Annotated in this window: 13 protein-coding genes; 10 read left to right on the top strand and 3 right to left on the bottom strand. The window is 69.0% G+C overall.

Annotated elements, in window-relative coordinates:
* Positions 1-88 precede the first annotated feature (88 nt).
* Both AC5P7F_RS03535 and AC5P7F_RS03530 read left to right on the top strand, forming a co-directional pair.
* Entirely contained in the window at positions 89-2245 is a 2157-nt protein-coding gene (locus AC5P7F_RS03535) for a RelA/SpoT family protein (protein WP_032958977.1), read from the top strand.
* A 30-nt stretch (positions 2246-2275) separates the two neighbouring features.
* Positions 2276-3841 carry a hypothetical protein gene (locus tag AC5P7F_RS03530; RefSeq protein ID WP_046432065.1) on the top strand — a complete coding sequence of 522 codons (1566 nt, stop codon included), beginning with the start codon at positions 2276-2278 and terminating at the stop codon, positions 3839-3841.
* On the opposite strand, the gene AC5P7F_RS03525 is transcribed toward AC5P7F_RS03530, so the two are convergent.
* Entirely contained in the window at positions 3838-5937 is a 2100-nt protein-coding gene (locus AC5P7F_RS03525; protein ID WP_495205412.1) for a glycosyltransferase, read from the bottom strand. The two genes, AC5P7F_RS03530 and AC5P7F_RS03525, sit on opposite strands and share 4 nt — an antisense overlap.
* A 96-nt stretch (positions 5938-6033) precedes the next feature.
* Here AC5P7F_RS03525 and mrcB point away from each other — a divergent pair, with 96 nt between their 5' ends.
* The 4 genes from mrcB to tsaB all read left to right on the top strand — a co-directional run bounded on the left by mrcB (position 6034) and on the right by tsaB (position 12382).
* Positions 6034-8472, top strand: coding sequence for a penicillin-binding protein 1B (gene mrcB, locus AC5P7F_RS03520; RefSeq protein ID WP_014648100.1), 2439 nt, complete (start codon positions 6034-6036; stop codon positions 8470-8472).
* Positions 8469-9005: a hypothetical protein gene (locus tag AC5P7F_RS03515; protein WP_014648099.1), complete on the top strand. Its 537-nt coding sequence runs from the start codon at positions 8469-8471 to the stop codon at positions 9003-9005. The genes mrcB and AC5P7F_RS03515 overlap by 4 nt, the downstream gene beginning before the upstream one ends.
* Positions 9006-9610: 605 nt before the next feature.
* On the top strand, positions 9611-11659 hold the full coding sequence (yoaA, locus tag AC5P7F_RS03510; protein ID WP_164077999.1) for a DNA repair helicase YoaA: 2049 nt from the start codon (positions 9611-9613) through the stop codon (positions 11657-11659).
* A gap of 9 nt (positions 11660-11668) precedes the next feature.
* Positions 11669-12382, top strand: coding sequence for a tRNA (adenosine(37)-N6)-threonylcarbamoyltransferase complex dimerization subunit type 1 TsaB (tsaB, locus tag AC5P7F_RS03505; RefSeq protein WP_049440310.1), 714 nt, complete (start codon positions 11669-11671; stop codon positions 12380-12382).
* A 574-nt stretch (positions 12383-12956) separates the two neighbouring features.
* Here tsaB and AC5P7F_RS03500 read toward each other — a convergent pair.
* Entirely contained in the window at positions 12957-13841 is an 885-nt protein-coding gene (locus AC5P7F_RS03500; RefSeq protein ID WP_014648095.1) for an energy transducer TonB family protein, read from the bottom strand.
* Complete coding sequence (gene gshB / locus AC5P7F_RS03495) at positions 13841-14788, bottom strand: glutathione synthase (protein WP_046432057.1); 948 nt, start codon at positions 14786-14788, stop codon at positions 13841-13843. The genes AC5P7F_RS03500 and gshB overlap by 1 nt, the downstream gene beginning before the upstream one ends.
* A 240-nt stretch (positions 14789-15028) precedes the next feature.
* Between gshB and pilG the strand changes: the two genes are divergently transcribed.
* Genes pilG through AC5P7F_RS03475 form a run of 4 tightly spaced genes read left to right on the top strand, consistent with a single transcriptional unit; the run spans position 15029 to position 18419 of the window.
* A complete protein-coding gene (pilG, locus tag AC5P7F_RS03490; RefSeq protein WP_005418455.1) occupies positions 15029-15430 on the top strand; it encodes a twitching motility response regulator PilG in 402 nt (133 codons plus the stop codon).
* Between the two features lie 18 nt (positions 15431-15448).
* Positions 15449-15811 (top strand): response regulator, encoded by a 363-nt coding sequence (locus tag AC5P7F_RS03485; RefSeq protein ID WP_005410717.1) that lies wholly within the window; start codon positions 15449-15451, stop codon positions 15809-15811.
* A complete protein-coding gene (locus AC5P7F_RS03480) occupies positions 15811-16341 on the top strand; it encodes a chemotaxis protein CheW (protein ID WP_014648092.1) in 531 nt (176 codons plus the stop codon). Before AC5P7F_RS03485 ends, AC5P7F_RS03480 begins: the two co-directional genes overlap by 1 nt.
* 41 nt (positions 16342-16382) lie before the next feature.
* Positions 16383-18419, top strand: a complete 2037-nt coding sequence (locus tag AC5P7F_RS03475) for a methyl-accepting chemotaxis protein (protein WP_164077955.1) — start codon at positions 16383-16385, stop codon at positions 18417-18419.
* The last annotated feature ends 42 nt before the right edge of the window (positions 18420-18461 follow it).

Below are 18461 nucleotides of genomic sequence, written 5' to 3'. Positions count from 1 at the left end.
CTTCATGCCGGGTGATGGTGGCCGCAGTGATTGTCCCTGAACGGCGCCGGCGCTAGTGTAGGGGCCTCTGTCTTGCCTGCTCGATGCTGTGAACCGCGCTTCCGTCCCTGGCCTGGATGCCTTGTTGAACCGTCCCTCGGCAGCGGTGCTGCCTGCTCCGCTGCGCCAGGCCCTGCGCGAGCATTGGGAAGCGCCGGATTGCGACCACCAGATGCGTGCCACCTGGTCGGTGCTGGGCGATACCCTCGATGCGCTGGCGATGCTCTCGGCCGACGAAGGCGCGGTGGTGGCAGCATTGCTGTTCGACCTGCCGGGCCTGCGCGCCAGCCTGGACCAGCTGCCGCTGGGCAGCCACCAGGCGGCGGTGATCGGCCTGCTCGATGGCCAGGATGCGGCCGACCCGGTGTGGGCGCTGCACGCCGGCCGTGAGGCCGGACGCAACAGCGAGGGCCTGCGCCGGCTGCTGCTGGCGATCATCCGCGACCTGCGCGTGGTGCCGATCCTGCTGGCGCGCCAGCTCGCGAGGATGCGTGCGGCCGACAAGCTGGACGACGAGCAACGCCGCGCGCTGGCCCAGCTGACCCGCGACATCCACGCGCCCCTGGCCAACCGCCTGGGCATCTGGCAGCTGAAGTGGGAGCTGGAGGACCTGGCGTTCCGCCACCTGGAACCGGAAACCTACCGCCGCATCGCCCGCGAGGTGGACGAAACCCGCATCGCCCGCGAGCGTTACGTCGAGAACGTCAAGAAGGTGCTGTCGCGCGAGCTGGTCGCCCAGGGCATCAAGGCCGAAGTCAGCGGCCGCCCGAAGCACATCTACAGCATCTGGCGGAAGATGCAGAAGAAGCGGCTGGCCTTCGACCAGCTGTATGACATCCGTGCGGTGCGCGTGATGGTCGACGACGTCGCCGCCTGCTACGCCGCGCTGGGCGTGGTGCACGCGCTGTGGGCGCCGGTACCAAGCGAGTTCGATGATTACATCGCACGCCCGAAGGCCAACGACTATCGCTCGCTGCATACCGCCGTGGTCGGCCCGGAAGGGCGCACCATCGAAGTGCAGATCCGTACCCATGAAATGCACTCGCAGGCCGAGCTGGGCGTGGCCGCGCACTGGAAGTACAAGGAAGGCGGCAAGGGTGCGGAGAAGTCCTTCGATCGCAAGATCACCTGGATGCGCCAGCTGCTGGAGCAGGCGCAGGACGGGCAGGGCAATGAACTGGCCGGGGCGCTCGATGCCGAGCTGACCGAGGACCGGGTCTATGCGCTGAGCCCGAAGGACGAGGTGCTGGACCTGCCGCAGGGCGCTACGCCGCTCGATTTCGCCTACCAGGTGCACACCATGGTCGGGCACCGCTGCCGCGGCGCCAAGGTCAACGGCCGTATCGTGCCGCTGACCTATCGCCTGCGCAGTGGCGACCGCGTCGAGATCCTGACCGGCAAGGAGGCCGACCCGCGCCGCGACTGGCTGATGCCGGCCAATGGCTTCCTGGCCAGCAACCGCTCGCGCGAGAAGGTGCGCAGCTGGTTCCACAAGCTGGACCGCGCGCGCAACGTGCAGGCCGGTCGCGAGCTGCTCGAGCGCGAGCTGAAGCGGCTGGGCCTGCAGCACTCGGACCTGGCCGTCGCGGCCAAGAAGTTCCATGCCGACAGCGTCGATGACCTGTACATCCAGGTGGCGCTGGGCGATACCGGCCCGAACCAGGTCAGCCGGACGTTGCTGGAGGCGGAACGTGCCGCCAGCCAGCCCGCGCCCGCGCCGACCCTGCCGCGGCCGACCGCGCGCCGCGAGAACCTGGGCAAGTCCAAGTTCACCGTGCAGGGCGTGGGCAACCTGCTGGTGCAGCTGGCACGCTGCTGCCAGCCGGTGGCCGGCGAGCCGATCGTCGGCTACCTGACCCGTAGCCGTGGTGTCACTGTGCATCGTGCAGACTGCGCCGCGCTGGCCCGGCTGGCCGCCGCCAGCCCGCAGCGCATCCTGCCGGTGGAGTGGGGCCAGGCCGGTGGCGGCTACGAAGTGGACGTGGTGGTCGACGCGGTCGACCGCCGCTGGCTGCTGAAGGACATCACCAACCTGATCGCCCAGGAAGACGCTTACGTGCTCGACATCCACAGTGACAACGTGCGCAACAGTGGCCGTGCCCATCTGCGGCTTCGGCTGAAGGTCAGCGACTACGGGCAGTTGTCGACGCTGCTGGGCAAGCTTGATGCGCTGCCGGGCGTGAGCGAGGCACGTCGCCTCGGCTGAGCTTCACGCTGCCCCGGCTACCCTGCACGCATGGAACGCGAGCCCCCGCATCGCCCGCATGGCGCTGAACATCCTGCGCTGGACCGCGTCCGTCGCGAGGGTCGCTGGTGGTGGCTGCAGGCACGCCATGCGCGCCGGGTCTGGCGCTGGGCGCTGCTTGCGGCGCTGGCCGTGTTCGTGCTGCTGGTCCTGCTGCGCAAGCCGCTGGCCGACTGGTTCTGGGATGAGCCGCAGATCGAACAGCTGCTGGCCGAGGGGGATCGTGCGCTGGCCGCCGGTCGTTTGAGCGATGCCGATGGCAGTGGTGCGCGCGAGCGCTACCAGGCGGTGCTGGCGCTGGACGGTGATCGCCCGCAGGCGCGCCAGGGCCTGGCCAATACCGGCGCGGCAGCGCTGCAACAGGCGCGCGATCGCCTGCACGCCGGTGACCTGGACGGCAGCGCGCAGGCACTGGCACTGGCCCGTGAGCTGCAGGTGCCGCAGGGCGAAGCCGATGCGGTCGCCCGCCAGCTGCAGGCGCGACGCAGTGCCGGAGCCGGTATTGGTGCGTTGTTGGCCCAGGCGCGCAACGCGTTCGCGGCCGGACGCCTGGATGATGGCGACAGCAGTGCGTTGCCCTTGTTCCAGCGCATCCTTGCCCTGCAGCCGGACAACCTGCCGGCGCTGGAAGGTCGCGAAGATGCGCTGAGCGACCTGCTGCTGCAGGCGCGCACGCTGGCAGGGCGCGGAGAGCTGGCCGAGGCGGCCGCGATCCTGCGTCGTGCCCGCCAGTTCGATGCCGGTCATGCCGATCTGCCGGCCAGCGAGGAAGCCCTGGCGCGCGCGGTGGACCAGCGCCTGCGGCAGGCGCAGCGGGCACTGCAACGACAGCAGCTGGACGCCGCAGCCCAGGGTTTCCTGGCAGTGCTTGCGGTGGCGGCCGATGATCCCAATGCCCAGCGGGGGCGTGAGCAGGCGCTGCAGGCGGTGGTCGTGCGCAGCCAGACATCCGCCGACGACTTCCAGTTCGATGCGGCGCAACGCGATGCAGCCCTGGCGGCGGAGCTGGGCGCTTCGCAGGCAATCCGGCAGCAACTGGCACAGCGCCTGCAGCGTGCGCGCCAGGCGCAACAGGCCCTGCAGCAGCCCGCGATCAGTACGGCGCAGCGCGAACGCCAGCTGCGCGACCACCTGCGCAAGATCGAGCGTGCCGAACGTGCAGGGCAGTGGATCAGCCCACCGGGGCACAGCGCGTTCGACGCACTGCGCGAAGCCCAGTCACTGGCCCCCCGCGACACGCGGGTCAAGGCTGCCGCAGCACGCCTGCTGCCCGCCAGTCGCCGCTGCTTCGACGACAATCTGCGGCAGAACCGGGTACAGGCGGCGGGTGCCTGCCTGCAGGCCTGGCAGACGCTGTCACCGACCGCAGCGGGCCTGCCCTCGGCGCGGCTGCGGTTGGCCCAGCGCTGGCTGGCGATCGGCAGCGAACGGCTCGGCAATGGCGACCTGGCCTTTGCCGCGCACGCTGCCGAACAGGCGCGGTTGCTGCAACCGGACCTGGCCGAACTGCCGGCGTTCGAAGACCGCCTGCGTCGCGCCGGTGGACGGGCGGACTAGGCGAAGAACACCCGCTGCACGGTCGCGCGGGCGGCATCAAGTGAGAAATGCTGGGCGACGTTGGCCAGGCCGGCATCGGACAACTGCTGCCACAGCTGTGGATCCTGGTACAGGCGGATCACCGCATCGGCGAAACCGACAGCGTCATCGGCCACCAGCACGTCCTGGCCGGGATGCAGGTGCATGCCTTCCACGGCGCAGGTGGTACCGACCACCGGCTGGCCGTGGGCCATGCTCAGGTTGATCTTGCCCTTCACGCCGGCGCCGAACCGCAGCGGCGCAATGGCGATGCGCGCGCCGTCCATGTAGGGCGTGATGTCTTCGACGAACCCGTGCATCTGCACACCGGGCTGGCGTGCGGCCAGTGCCAGCAGCGACTCCGGCGCCGCGGCGCCGATGCAGTGCAGGCGCACTTCCGGCAACCGGGCGCGGATGCGGGCAAAGACCTCGCCGATGAACCATTCCATGCCGTCCAGGTTCGGCGGATGACGGAAGCCACCGACAAACACCAGGTCGCGCCGCTGCTCGAATACGGCGCCGGCACCGGCGACCTCATGCAGGTTGGAGATCAGCTCCACCCGCACCTGCGGCGCATCGGACTGCAGCTGCTCCCGTCCGGCCGCACTGACCAGCACGGTGATGTCGCACTGCTCCATCACGGCCAGTTCGCTGCTGCGGGTACGTTCCGCTGCACGCAGCAGGGTTGCGTCGCCGGCGACTTCGGCACCGCGGCGTTCGCGCAGGTAGTGCAGGTCAACGGTGTCGAACACGGTCCGTGCCTGCGGTGCATAGCGCTTGAGCAGCGGCAGGCATTCGTGGGCGACGTGGTGACGCACCAGCATTGCCACGTCGAAACGCGATCCGTGGCTGCGCAGCCAGCCGGCTACGCCGTCCAGGAAGGGCGCGTACCAGACTTCCACGCCCATCCGTTGCAGCGCTTCGGTGGCCGCACCGGCGTGCTCGCGCCGGGTCGGTACGAACACAACGTGGGCGCCGCCCTGCAGCAGCAGGCGGATCAGATTGACCTGGCGCAGTGACCCGGAATCGCGATCCGGCTGCGGTACTTCCTCGTCCAGGATCAGCACCTGGCGCCGGCCGCGCAGCAGCAGCGCCGGAGACGGCACTTCGCCGACCGCCGGATGACGGCCCAGTTCGGTGGCCCAGCGGGCGGCGAAGATGGCCTGGTTGCGTACCTGGTAGGCCTTCACCCCGCTGCCGGTGTCGGTACCGTTGCTGGTGCCTTCGTCGTGGATCACCCGGCTGGCCGGCTGCACCAGCACGCGCAGGCCGTGTGCACGCACGCGGAAGGCCAGGTCGGTGTCCTCGTAGTAGGCCGGCTTGTAGCGGGTGTCGAAGCCGTCCAGCTGCTGCCAGAGGGCGCGTGGCAGCATCAGCGCCGCGCCCGAGCAGTAGTCGACGTCGCGCAGGCTGGCAAAGCGCGGATCATCGGCGGCCTCGAAGCGGCCGTAGCTCCAGCCACTGCCATCGGCGAAGATCACCCCGCCCGATTCCTGCAGGCGGCCATCCGGGTACAGCAGCTGGCTGCCGACCAGGCCGGCGTCGGGCACGCTGCCGAAGGTGTCCAGCAGGGCGTCGAGCCAGCCCGGCTGCGGCACCGTATCGTTGTTCAGCAGTACCACGTAGCGGCCGCGTGCGCGCGATACACCGTCATTGCAGGCTTCAATGAAGCCGCCGTTGTGCGCGCGCACTTCATAGCGCAGCCCGGCCACCTGCGGCATCCACTGCACGGTGGCATCGCTGCTGCCGTCATCCACTACCAGGATCTCGCACGCGGCGGCCGGCGGGTGCGCCGCCAGGGCGCGCAGGCAGGCCACGGTGTGGGCGACGTGGTTGTAGACCGGGATGACGATGCTCACCTCCGGCGACTCGCTGAACGGCACCGTGAAGGGGGCGAAATCCTGCGCTGGCGGCAGGAACAGTGGCGTGCGCGGGGCGGGGACGGCGCGATGGGCATGCACGCGGATGCGTTGCCAGGTGGCACGCCAGCCACGGGTGCGCAGGCTTGCCAGGCTCCGGCGGGCCAGGCCCGACAGGCGGTTGATCAGGTATCGGATCTCGGCCAGGGACATCGCCATCCGGTTGCAACTCCAGCTTAAGCAGGGGAACCCGGGAGAATTCGCCAGCCGCAGCGGCTGGGGTAGACTCGCCAGACCCTACATTCTCGCATTCCCGTGCCCCGACGCTACGATTCCGACGACATCGACGATTCCGACGACGACCAGCAGGACAACGGTCCGCTGTGGCGGCGCCGGCTGATCACCTGGAGCATGGCTGCGGTCGCGTTGGGATTGGGTTTCCTCATTCCCTATACGCTGTACCTGAACCAACAGGTGACCCAGCGTTTCGGTGAACTGCGCTGGCAGATCCCGACGCGCGTGTACGCGCGCCCGCTGGTGCTCACCCCCGGCAAGGCGATGGATGCGTCTACGCTGAAGACCGAGCTGGCCGCCTCTGCCTACCGCGATGACGGGCAGGGCAAGGAGCCGGCCACCTATGCGGTGAACGGCGGGCGCTTCGTCATCTCCAGCCGCGGCTTCAACGACGTTGACGGCCGGGTGGCCCCGCGCCGGGTGGAGCTGTCGCTGGCCGATGGCGGCGTGGCCTCGCTGCGCGACGCCGACAACCGCAAGGCGCTGAAGGCCGCGCGGCTGGATCCGGCGCGCATCGCCACCCTGTACGGCCAGAAGCAGGAAGAGCGCCGCCTGATCCGCATGGACGAGGCGCCGGACCTGCTGGTGACTGGCCTGCAGGCGGTGGAGGACAAGGACTTCAACCGCCACCACGGCATCGACCTGTCCGGCATCGCGCGCGCGGTGTGGGTGACGATCCGTTCCGGTGGCCAGAGCCGCCAGGGCGCTTCGACGCTGACCCAGCAGCTGGCCCGCAGCGGCCTGCTCGGCATCGGCAAGGAGCAGACGGTCACCCGCAAGTTCAATGAGGTGCTGTACGCACTGATCATGGAAGCGCGTTATGACAAGCGCACCATCTTCGAGGCCTATCTCAACCAGGTGTACCTGGGCCAGCGCGGCAGCCAGGCGATCCATGGCATGTCCTCCGGCGCCGAGTTCTGGTTCGGCCGTGACCTGCAGTCGCTGGAGACCGAGCAGATCGCACTGCTGATCGGCCTGGTCAAGGGGCCGTCCTTCTACGACCCGCGGCGCAACCCGGAGCGCGCGCTGGATCGCCGCAACTTCGTGCTGGGCAAGCTGCACGAGGCCACGCTGATCGACGATGCCGAGTACCAGCGCGCGCTGAAGGCACCGCTGGGCGTGCCCAAGACGCCGGGCCTGGTGGCAGCCAACCGCTTCCCGGCCTACGTTGACCTGGTCCGCCGCCAGCTCGGCCATGACTATCCGGAATCGGCGCTGCAGGGCGCGGGCCTGAGCGTGATGACCGGCATGTCGCCGTCCGCGCAGGCCTATGCCGAAGGCGCGGTGACCCGCACCATCAAGTCGCTGGAAAGCAAGCGCCGCCCCGAGCTGCAGGCCGGCATGGTGCTGACCGACGTGCACAACGGCGACGTGCTGGCGGTGATCGGCAGCCGCGAGGTGTCCGAGGTCGGCTTCAACCGCGCGATCGAGGCGCAGCGTCCGGTCGGTTCGCTGCTCAAGCCGTTCGTCTACCTGCTGGCCCTGGCGCAGCCGGACCGTTACTCGCTGGCCAGCTGGGTGGATGATTCGCCGGTGACGGTGCAGCTCGGCCGCGGCCGCAACTGGAGTCCCGGCAACGCGGACAACCGCAGCCACGGCACGGTGCGCCTGATCGACGCACTGGCGCATTCCTACAACCAGGCCACGGTGCGCGTGGGCATGCAGGTCGGCCCGGAGCGCGTGACCCAGCTGATCCATGTCCTGGCCGGCATCAAGGCTGACGCCAACCCGGCGGTGATCCTCGGCTCGACCGACCAGAGCCCGTACGCGATGGCGCAGCTGTACCAGTTCCTGGCGTCCGGCGGCGAGATCCAGCCGCTGCACGCGGTGCGTGGCGTGCTCGATCCGCAGGGCAAGCTGCTCAAGCGGTACGACAAGACCCCGGCACCGGCGCAGGAAGGCGACTCGATTGCCGCCAACCTGATCAGTGTCGGCCTGCAGCAGGTGGTCGCCAGCGGTACCGCGCAGCGGCTCAATGCCGATGGCCTCGGCCGCCTGCAGCCCGCCGGCAAGACCGGCACCACCAACGATGGCCGTGACAGCTGGTATGCCGGCTACACCGGTGATCACCTGGCAGTGATCTGGATCGGCAACGACCAGAACGCGCAGGCCGGCCTGTATGGCGCCACCGGCGCGATGCGGGTCTGGTCGGGCATCTTCCAGCGCCTGCCGAGCGCGCCGCTGCGGGTCAGCAACAAGGGCCTGGACTGGCAGTCGGTGGCCCCCACCGGCCTCAACAGCACCGATGAAGGCTGCCCCGGCGCGCGTCGTTTCCCGTTCGTGGTGGGCTATGCGCCTGCCTATGCGCCGTGCGCGCCGGCCGCGTCGCCGGAGGGGCAGGGCGAGGCCGAAGGCGAGGGCGGTGGCTGGCGCAGCTGGTTCGGCCTGGACCGCAAGCCGGAAGCGCCTGCCGAACCTGCCGCGGCACCTGCCGCCGCCACTCCTCCCCCGAGCCGATGATGCCGATGAACATGCGATCCCTGCTGCAGCCCCTGGCCCTGACCGGCCTCAGCCTGGCCCTGGCCGCCTGCGTGAGCAGCGCACCACCGGTGGTCAAGCCGGTCGATACCACCACGCCGGCGCAGCGCCTGGCTGCGGTGGATGCTGCAGCGGGTCCGGACGACAAGGAATTGTCGGTACAGCCGCTGCGTGATTCGCAGGTGGAAGATCTGCGGGTGACTGCACTGGCACAACGCCAGGCGAACGACCTGGCCGGCGCGGCCAGCAGCCTGGACCACGCGCTGGAGATCGTGGCGGGTGACCCGGCAGTGCTGCAGGAACGTGCCGAACTGGCGCTGCTGCAGGGCCAGTGGGCGCAGGCGGAGACGTTCGCGCGCAAGGCGGTGGATCTGGGCTCGAAGACCGGGCCGCTGTGCCGCCGGCATTGGGCGACGATCGAGCAGTCGCGCCTGGCGCGGGGCGAGAAGGAGAATGCGGTGTCGGCGCATGCGCAGATTGAGGGCTGCACGGTGCCGGGGATCAAGCGGTACTGAGTTTTCAGCCAACGGCACAGCCCCTCGTGGCTGTGGGTTGGTCGCTGAAGCCAGAAGCAAAAGCCGCGCTTGGCCGGGCGGAGTGGGTTCGCGGGGGACGCCGTGAACCCGTCCCTGGGGGCTTGGCCGCGGCATCCATGCCGCGGACACCCCCGCGAACCCACCCCGCCCAACCTCTGACAGTTTCCGTGTGCGTCCAGCCACGGAAAAGAAAAAGAAAATCAAAAGCGGGTCGCGCGCTGCGCGCACTCGTTGTGGGGTCGTATCCGTTTTCCGCAGGAAAACGGATCCGACCCCTTCTTGTTTCCGTTCCACCCACCGCTTCTGAAAGGGCAGTCGAGCAAGCTCGACGCCACGAAGCACGTCCATCCGTCACCGGGAAACTGTCGAAGGCGGGGCGGGAGGGGCAGGCAGGACCGTTGGCGCCATGGATGGCGCCATCGAGCCCCCATGGACGGGTTTACGGCGTGTCCTGCCTGCCCCTCCCGCCCCGCCAAACACGCAGCAACCCAGAGCCATGAACCACGCTGTTGCTGTTGCCTTTGCCTGCGCTCTGGCTTGAAACGGGTGCCGGGCAGCGCCCGGCCGGGTATCCTCTCCCTCTGATGTCCGACCTTGTCCATGCCAGCCGCGAAGCCCTCAGCGAAGGCGGCGCGCTCGCCTCGCATCTGGATGCCTTTGTCCCGCGTCCGGCACAGCTGCACCTGACCGACGCCATCGCCGAAGCGCTGCAGCAGCGCGACCTGCTGCTGGCCGAGGCCGGTACAGGCACCGGCAAGACCTTCGCCTATCTGGTGCCGGTGCTGCTGTCCGGGCTGCGCACCATCATCTCCACCGGTACCCGCGCGTTGCAGGACCAGCTCTACCACCGCGATCTGCCGCGCGTGCGCCAGGCACTGGGCGTTGGCCTGCGCAGCGCGCTGCTGAAGGGGCGCGCGAATTACCTGTGCCGCTACCGCCTGCAGCAGGCGCGGGGCGAACCGCGTTTTTCCAGCCCGGAGCAGGCTGCGCAGTTCCAGCGCATCCTGGCCTGGTCCGGCCGTTCGGAGTTCGGTGAAATCGCCGAACTGGAAGGCCTGGCCGATGACTCGCCGCTTCTGCCGATGGTCACTTCCACGGTCGACAACTGCCTGGGTACCGATTGCCCGTTCTGGGACGACTGCTTCGTGGTGCGCGCGCGCCAACGTGCGCAGGCTGCCGACGTGGTGGTGGTCAACCATCATCTGCTGCTGGCCGACCTGGCACTGAAACAGGACGGCTTCGGTGAGTTGCTGCCGGGGGCGCAGGCCTTTGTCATCGACGAGGCGCATCAGCTGCCCGAGTTGGCCGCGCAGTTTTTCGGCGAAGGCTTCGGCATGCGCCCGTGGCAGGAACTCGGCCGCGACTGCCTGGCCGAGGCGCGCGGCGTAGGCGGCGCGCAGTCGGCCCTGCAGGAACCGGTCGACCAGTTGCAGCAGGCGTTGCTGGCGCTGCGCTCGGCGATGGAGGGGCTGCCGCCACGGGGTACGCAGTGGCGTGCGCTGGCGATGCCACAGGTGCGCGATGGATTCGATACGGTGATGGCCGGCCTGGTGACGCTGGAGCAGGCACTGCAACCGCTGCGCGAGGCGGCGGCGGGTCTGGATGCCTGTCATGCGCGGGCACGCGAGGCGGTGTCGCGGCTGCAGCGCTGGCTGGGCGATGATGAGCCCACCCTCGATTTCGATACCGATCCGGCGGAGACCCCCCGTGCCGCCGATGTGCTCTGGTATGAGCTCACCCCGCGTGGTTTCCGCTGCCAGCGCACGCCGATGGATGTGTCCGGCCCGCTGCGCGAGCATCGCGAGCGCAGCCGCGCGGCATGGATCTTCACCTCGGCCACGCTGACCGTGGGCGGTGGCTTCGACCACATCGCCACGCGCCTGGGCCTGGACGATCCGCACACGCTGGTCCAGCCGAGCCCGTTCAACTGGCCCGAGCAGGCGTTGTGCTACCTGCCCGAAGGCCTGCCCGATCCGGCGGCGCGCGGGTTTGGCACCGCGCTGATCCAGACCTTGCGGCCGGTGTTGCAGGCCTCGCAGGGCAGGGCGTTCCTGTTGTTCGCCTCGCACCGTGCATTGCGCGAGGCCGCCGAGGCACTGCGCGACGGGCCGTGGCCGTTGTTCGTGCAGGGCGAGGCGCCACGCGCGGCGCTGCTGCAGCGTTTCCGCGAATCGGGCAATGGCGTGCTGCTGGGCTCGGCCAGTTTCCGCGAGGGCGTGGACGTGGTCGGCGAAGCGCTGAGCGTGGTGATGATCGACAAGCTGCCGTTCGCGGCACCGGATGACCCGGTATACGAGGCGCGGCTGGAGGCGATCCGCAGCCAGGGGGGCAACCCGTTCCGCGACGAGCAGCTGCCGCAGGCGGTGATCGCCCTGAAGCAGGGCGTTGGCCGCCTGATCCGCAGCGAAAGCGACCGGGGCGTGCTGGTCCTGTGCGATCCGCGCCTGCTCAACCGTGGCTATGGCCGGGTCTTTCTTGAGTCGCTGCCGCCGTTCCGGCGCACCCGCAGCCTGGCCGATGTGCAGGCCTTCTTTAGGCCACAATGGCTGCCCGTGGCCGATGATGCGGCTGCCCCGGCCGCCGTTGCGGCGGGCCCGGAGCCTGCTCCCGGTGCCACGTTCCCCTTGTTCTGACCTGATCCAATGAAACTGCTTGCCTTTGAAACCGCCACCGAAGCCTGTTCCGTTGCCCTGCATGTCGATGGGCAGGTCCTGGAACGCTTCGAGATCGCCCCGCGCCGGCACGCCGAGTTGAGCCTGCCGTGGGCCGAGGCGCTGCTGGCCGACGCCGGCATCAGCCGTCGCCAGCTTGATGGCATCGCCCTCAGTCGCGGTCCGGGTGCGTTCACGGGCGTGCGCCTGGCGATTGCCATTGCCCAGGGCATCGCACTGGCACTGGACCGCCCGCTGCTGCCGGTCTCGACGCTGCAGGTGTTGGCGCTGCGCGCACCGGCGGAAGAAACGCAGATCCTGTCGGCGATCGATGCGCGGATGGGCGAACTCTACGTCGCCCGCTTCGAGCGCGTGGACGGCCTGCCGGTCGCGCGCGATGCCGAGCGCGTCTGCGCGCCGGCAGCGGTGGCGCTGCCGGAAGGGCTGTCGGCCTACGGTGTCGGTACCGGGTTCGCCGCAGCCGAGGGTGCGCTGGTCGCGCAGCTCGGTACAGGTTTGCGCGGATTCGACGCCACGGCATTGCCGCGTGCGTCGGACGTGCTCGCACTGGCGGTGCCGGCGTTCGCGCGCGGCGAAGCCATTGCGCCGGAGAAGGTCGAGCCGGCCTACCTGCGCGACAACGTGGCACTGACCCTGGTCGAGCAGCAGGCCGCGCGCGAGGCGAAGGCGAAGGCCAACGGCTGAGCCCCTCGTGGCGGGGTTGGTTGATCGCATAAACCCAAAGCCGCGCTTGGCCGGGCGGGGTGGGTTCGCGGGGGACGCCGTAAACCCCGCTCCGCGGTCCGGCCCAGCCGCTGGCGGCTGTGCGTTCGGGCGCTTGCGAAGCAGTGCTTCGCAAGCAAAGCGCCCTCACCCATGGGGGCTTGGCCGCGGCATCCATGCCGCGGACACCCCCGCGAACCCACCCCGCCCGACCTCTGACAGTTTCCGTGTGCGTCCGCCACGGAAAATCAAAAGAAAATCAAAGTCAACAGCGGATCGCTTCGCTCGCATCCACGCGTAGCGTGGATGTGTGTCGACCAAGGTCGACACCTACCAACAGCAATGATGCGTCGGGATCTGTCAGAGGCGGGGCGGTATGGGCTTGCAGGACCGTTGGCGCCATGGATGGCGCCATCGAGCCCCCAGGGACGGGTTTACGGCGTGTCCTGCAAGCCCATACCGCCCCGCCAAACCCAATATCCCGACCGCTGCTGTTGATGTTGACTTTGACTTTGCTTCCAGCGGGTCCCGGGCCGCAGGCCCGGGCAACAAACCCCTACCGGTCGTCGTGCAGGGTGCCACCCGGCAGGAACACCCAGGTGCGGGTGACCTGCAGGATGTCGATCTCGTCCTCGGTCTTCGGCAGCGGCGGGAATGGCTGCGCAAGCTGCACCACCCGCAGCGCCGCCTCATCCAGCAACGGCGTCCCGCTTGAACGCAGGATCCGGCTGCTTTCCACGCTGCCATCGCGGCGCACGCCCACGCTGATCACCACCTGGCCGCCGAGCCGGCGCTGCCGGGCCTCGTCCGGGTAATTCAGGTTGCCGACGCGCTCGGCGCGGTCGACCCAGGCGCGCAGGTAATTGGCGTAGGCATATTCGCGCGTGCTGGCCGACACGAACTTGCGGTTCGGGCGCTTGGCGTACTGCGCCGAGCGCAGATGCACCTCGGCCGCCAGCCGCGCCATCTCGGCATCACGCTGCTCGCGTGCCGTCAGCGGTGCATCCGGTTCCGGCTGCTCCGGTGTCGGGCGCGCCTGCGCCTGGGCCACTGCCTCTTCGCCGTTGCGGCTGCTGACCACCCGCGCCTGCGGCGGGGGCGCCGGCGCGGCCGACTGCTGCTGTTGCGGCACCGGGCTCAGCCCCGCCTGGGCCTGCGGAACGATGCCGGCCTGGTTGTCGCGCGGGCGCTGCGCACGGTCGTGCTCGCCGCCACCTTCCTGGCTGGCGGCGGCAAGGAAATCGGCCTGCTTCGGGGTCAGTGCGGTGCGGGTCTGGCTGAAGATCACCTCCAGCGTCGGCACCAGTGGTGCGTCGCCTTTCACCGCAAAACCCACGCCCAGGATCAGCAGGGCGTGGACCACGATCGACAGCGCGATGGTCGCGCCCAGCCGTTGCGCTTCGCGCGCCGGCGGGGGCAGGACGGCAGGTGCGGCCGCCATCAGCGCAGGCCGGCCTCGAGCGCGTCGAACAGGGTGCCGGCGATGTTCAGGCCGTACTGCGCGTCGAGCTCGCGCACGCAGGTCGGGCTGGTCACGTTGACCTCGGTCAGGTAATCGCCGATCACGTCCAGGCCGACGAAGCGCATGCCACGGCGCTTCATCTCCGGGCCAACCTGGCCGGCGATCCAGCGGTCACGCTCGCTCAGCGGGCGCCCTTCGCCACGGCCGCCAGCCGCCAGGTTGCCGCGGAACTCGTCACCCTGGGGAATGCGCGCCAGGCAGTAGTCGACCGGTTCGCCGTCGACCAGCAGGATGCGCTTGTCGCCGGCCGTGATGTCGGGAATGAACTTCTGGGCCAGCGCCAGCTTGCGGCCGCCGTCGGTCAGGGTTTCCAGGATCACGTTCAGGTTCGGATCGCCCTGGCCGCTGCGGAAGATCGAGCGGCCGCCCATCCCATCCAGCGGCTTCAGCACGGCCTGGCCGTGCTCCAGCGCGAAGGCCTTCAATGCCTTGGCATCGCGGCTGACCAGGGTCGGCGGGCAGCACTGCGGGAACAGCAGGGCGGCCAGCTTCTCGTTGTAGTCGCGCAGGCCCTGCGGGTTGTTGACCACGCAGGCGCCGGCAGCGGCAGCCACGTCCAGCACCTGCGTGTCGTAGATGTACTCGGCGTCGACGGGCGGGTCCTTGCGCATCAGCACGATCTGGCCGCGACCGAACGCGGTACGGCTGAACGCGCCCAGCTCATACCAGCCGGCCGGGTCGTCGCGCACCTGCAGCGGTGCGGTCTGGGCCACCGCCACGCCACCTTCCAGGGCCAGCCCGCCGGGCCGCACGTAGTGCAGGGCATGGCCACGGCGCTGGGCTTCCAGCAACATGGCGAAGGTGGTGTCCTTGGCGATCTTGATGTGGGCGATGGGGTCCATCACCACGATGACGTTCAACGGCATGGGCGCACCTGTCAGGCAAGGCGTTGATGGTAGCGGCAACGCCGGCCGTGTGCCTCCCCGCCGTAGTGCAACGCAGCGTCCGCCTGCCGGCAGCGCAGTCATTGCGAACCCGGTCACGTTCAGCCCGGTGCTACCCCCTGCGCGGCAGGCCGGCCTTGAAGCGGGCGCGGGAAGTGCGATATAGATACGCTTTCGCAGCGGCTCCCGCCAGAGATTGGGCCGTGCGCTTGGGGATAGGCAATGACTGAAAACACGACTGCGGGCGGGGAACTCGCAGGACTCCGGGTGATGGTCATCGATGATTCGAAGACCATCCGCAGGACTGCGGAAACGCTGCTCAAGCGCGAAGGCTGCGAGGTGGTCACCGCCACCGACGGCTTCGAAGCGCTTGCCAAGATCGCAGACCAGCAGCCGCAGATCATCTTCGTCGACATCATGATGCCGCGCCTGGATGGCTACCAGACCTGTGCGCTGATCAAGGGCAACCAGCTGTTCAAGGCGACCCCGGTGATCATGCTGTCGTCCAAGGATGGTCTGTTCGACAAGGCGCGGGGGCGCATCGTCGGCTCGGAGCAATACCTGACCAAGCCTTTCACGCGCGAAGAACTGCTGGGTGCCATCCGCACATACGTCAACGCCTGACCAGGGGGGAAAGGCACAATGGCTCGTATCGTCCTGATCGAGGATTCACCGACCGACCGCGCGGTGTTCACCCAGTGGCTGCGCCGTGCCGGCCACGAGGTGCTGGAAGCGGACAACGCCGAGGATGGCCTGCAGCTGGTCCGCGACCAGGTGCCGCAGCTGGTGCTGATGGACGTGGTCCTGCCCGGCATGAGCGGGTTCCAGGCCACCCGGGCGATGGCCCGCGATGCGGCGATCAAGCACATCCCGGTGATCATCGTCAGCACCAAGGCGATGGAAACCGACAAGGCCTGGGGCCTGCGCCAGGGCGCAGCCGATTACATCGTCAAGCCGCCGCGCGAGGATGAACTGATCGCGCGGATCAACGAACTGGTGGCCTGATGCGCTCGCCCTTCGACATCCTTGAAGCCTACGAACGACGCAGCCTGGCCCATGCAGTGCAGCTGCCCGGGCGGCAGTTCGCCCAGGACCTGTGGCGTGGCGTCGGTTACCGGGTCGGCCAGCGCCGGCTGGTGTCCGATTTCCGCGAAGTGGTGGAAATCGTGCCGATGCCGCCGGTGACCCCGGTGCCCTGCGCGCAGCCCTGGCTGCTGGGCGTGGGCAACCTGCGTGGCAACCTGTTTCCGGTGGTCGACCTGAAGTACTTCCTGGAAGGCACGCGCACCGTGCAGCAGGAAGGCCAGCGCGTGCTGATCATGCGCCAGGCTGGCGGCGACGTCGCACTGACCATCGATGAACTGTTCGGCCAGCGCAGCTTCGAGCTGGACCAGCAGATCGACGCGGGCACGTTGGCCGAAGGCCGCTACGGCCATTTCGTTGACCGTGCCTTCCATGCCGACGGCCATGACTGGGGCGTGTTCTCGCTCTCGCTGCTGTCGCGCACCCCTGAATTCCGGCAAGCCGCGGCCTGAGGCCGGGCATCGCCCCCTGCATTGAAGATCGAGGTTGAACGATGAGTACTGCTTCGGACGCCACCAAGACCGGCAAGCTGCGGCTGGGCGGCAGCAACCTCTGGCTGTTCCTGCTGCTGGCATCGATGATCCTGTTCGGCGTCAACACCGGCGTCGCCACCTGGCAGGGCAGCCGCCTTGCCGACGCCGGCTCCAAGGCCGCCGACCTGCAGGTGCTGTCGCAGCAGCTGGCCAACCAGGGACGTGACGCGGTCGGCGGCAACGCCCAGGCCTTCACCGCCTTCAAGGCCACCCGCAACGCGATCGAACAGAACGTGTCGACGCTGCAGGGCCGCTATGGCAAGGAGCCGGGCGTGTCCGGCGCCATCGCCACCCTGGGCGAAACCTGGGCGCCGCTGGGCAAGCAGGCCGGGCAGCTGGTGGCCAGCGAGCCGGCGGTGCTGGCGCTGGCCGGCAATGCCAACAACTTCACCGGCGCGGTACCGGGCCTGCAGGCCCAGCTGAACGAGCTGGTGCGCGCGATGTCCGCCTCCGGCGCCCCCTCGTCGCAGGTGTACAGCGCACTGCAGCAGGTCGTGGTGGCCGGTTCGATGGCCCGTCGGGTGACCGAAATGCGTGCCGGTGGCAGCGCCGCAGCGACCTCCGGGGATGCGCTGGCGCGTGACATCACCGTGTTCTCGCAGGTGCTCGACGGCCTGCGCAACGGCAACGAGGAACTGGGCATCACCGCCGTGCGCGGTGCTGCCGCCGTGGCCGCACTGGAGCAGTCGCAGCGGAAGTGGGAAGCGATGAAGCAGGACGCCGACGCGATCCTGGCGAGCTCGCGCCAGCTGTTCGCGGCGCAGTCGGCCGCCACCGCGCTGGGGCAGGGCTCGGCACACATGCTGGACGACAGCCGCAAGCTGTTCGATGCGTTCTCCTCGTTCGGCTCGGTGTCCGACACACGCCTGTTCCCCAACTTCTGGATCGGCGTGGTGTCCGGCGCGCTGTCGCTGATCGCGATCATCGGCTTCGTCTCCACCAACGTGCGCAGCCGCTCGCGCGAGCAGGAACTGCGTTACCAGACCCAGGTGGAATTCAACAGCCGCAACCAGCAGGCGATCATGCGGCTGCTGGACGAAATCTCCTCGCTCGGTGAGGGTGACCTGACGGTGAAGGCCTCGGTGACCGAGGACATGACCGGCGCGATCGCCGACGCGATCAACTATGCGGTGGACGAGCTGCGCCACCTGGTGACCACCATCAACGACACCTCGGCCAAGGTCGCGATGTCCACCCAGGAAACCCAGGCCACCGCGATGCAGCTGGCAGAGGCGGCGGGCCACCAGGCCAACCAGATCACCTCCGCCTCGGACCGCATCGGTGAAATCGCAGCGAGCATCGAGCAGGTGTCGCGCAACTCGGCCGAGTCGGCCGACGTGGCACAGCGCTCGGTGGTGATCGCCGCCGAAGGCGCCGGCGTGGTGCGCGAGACCATCCAGGGCATGGACCAGATCCGCGACCAGATCCAGGAAACCTCCAAGCGCATCAAGCGCCTGGGCGAGTCGTCGCAGGAAATCGGCTCGATCGTGGAACTGATCAATGACATTTCCGAGCAGACCAACATCCTGGCGCTGAACGCGGCGGTGCAGGCGGCGTCGGCGGGTGAAGCGGGCCGCGGTTTCGCGGTCGTGGCCGACGAAGTGCAGCGCCTGGCAGAACGTACCTCGGGTGCGACCCGACGCATCGAAAACCTGGTCCAGGCCATTCAGGCCGATACCAACGAAGCGGTCACCTCGATGGAGCAGACCACGGCCGAAGTGGTGTCCGGTGCGCGCCTGGCCGAGGACGCCGGTACCGCGCTGACCGAGATCGAGCGCGTGTCCAACGCCCTCAATACCCTCATCAAGAACATCTCCATCGCCGCCCAGCAGCAGTCGGCCGCGGCCTCGGACATCACCCGCACCATGGGCGTGATCCGGCAGATCACCGGCCAGACCTCGCAGGGTGCCGGGCAGACCGCAGAGTCGATCGGCCACCTCGCGCAGCTGGCGGCGGACCTGCGCCGTTCGGTCGCCGACTTCAAGCTGCCGGCGTGACGCGGGCAGGGCGGCGAGCAAGGAACCAGTCGATGAAGCATT

This window comes from Stenotrophomonas sp. YJH_SMC_105-26 (assembly GCF_059368915.1).
The sequence above is the reverse complement of the archived record's forward strand: the minus strand, read 5'-3'. Positions and strand labels throughout refer to the sequence as shown.

What these genes read in the sequence shown, in the direction of transcription:
- AC5P7F_RS03485 (WP_005410717.1), top strand. Translation starts at nt 15,449, where the DNA reads ATGGCTCGTATCGTCCTGATCGAGGATTCACCGACCGACCGCGCGGTG.
- tsaB (WP_049440310.1), top strand. Translation starts at nt 11,669, where the DNA reads ATGAAACTGCTTGCCTTTGAAACCGCCACCGAAGCCTGTTCCGTTGCC.
- AC5P7F_RS03525 (WP_495205412.1), bottom strand. Translation starts at nt 5,937, where the DNA reads ATGGCGATGTCCCTGGCCGAGATCCGATACCTGATCAACCGCCTGTCG.
- yoaA (WP_164077999.1), top strand. Translation starts at nt 9,611, where the DNA reads ATGTCCGACCTTGTCCATGCCAGCCGCGAAGCCCTCAGCGAAGGCGGC.
- gshB (WP_046432057.1), bottom strand. Translation starts at nt 14,788, where the DNA reads ATGCCGTTGAACGTCATCGTGGTGATGGACCCCATCGCCCACATCAAG.
- pilG (WP_005418455.1), top strand. Translation starts at nt 15,029, where the DNA reads ATGACTGAAAACACGACTGCGGGCGGGGAACTCGCAGGACTCCGGGTG.
- AC5P7F_RS03515 (WP_014648099.1), top strand. Translation starts at nt 8,469, where the DNA reads ATGATGCCGATGAACATGCGATCCCTGCTGCAGCCCCTGGCCCTGACC.
- AC5P7F_RS03475 (WP_164077955.1), top strand. Translation starts at nt 16,383, where the DNA reads ATGAGTACTGCTTCGGACGCCACCAAGACCGGCAAGCTGCGGCTGGGC.
- AC5P7F_RS03480 (WP_014648092.1), top strand. Translation starts at nt 15,811, where the DNA reads ATGCGCTCGCCCTTCGACATCCTTGAAGCCTACGAACGACGCAGCCTG.
- AC5P7F_RS03500 (WP_014648095.1), bottom strand. Translation starts at nt 13,841, where the DNA reads ATGGCGGCCGCACCTGCCGTCCTGCCCCCGCCGGCGCGCGAAGCGCAA.
- AC5P7F_RS03530 (WP_046432065.1), top strand. Translation starts at nt 2,276, where the DNA reads ATGGAACGCGAGCCCCCGCATCGCCCGCATGGCGCTGAACATCCTGCG.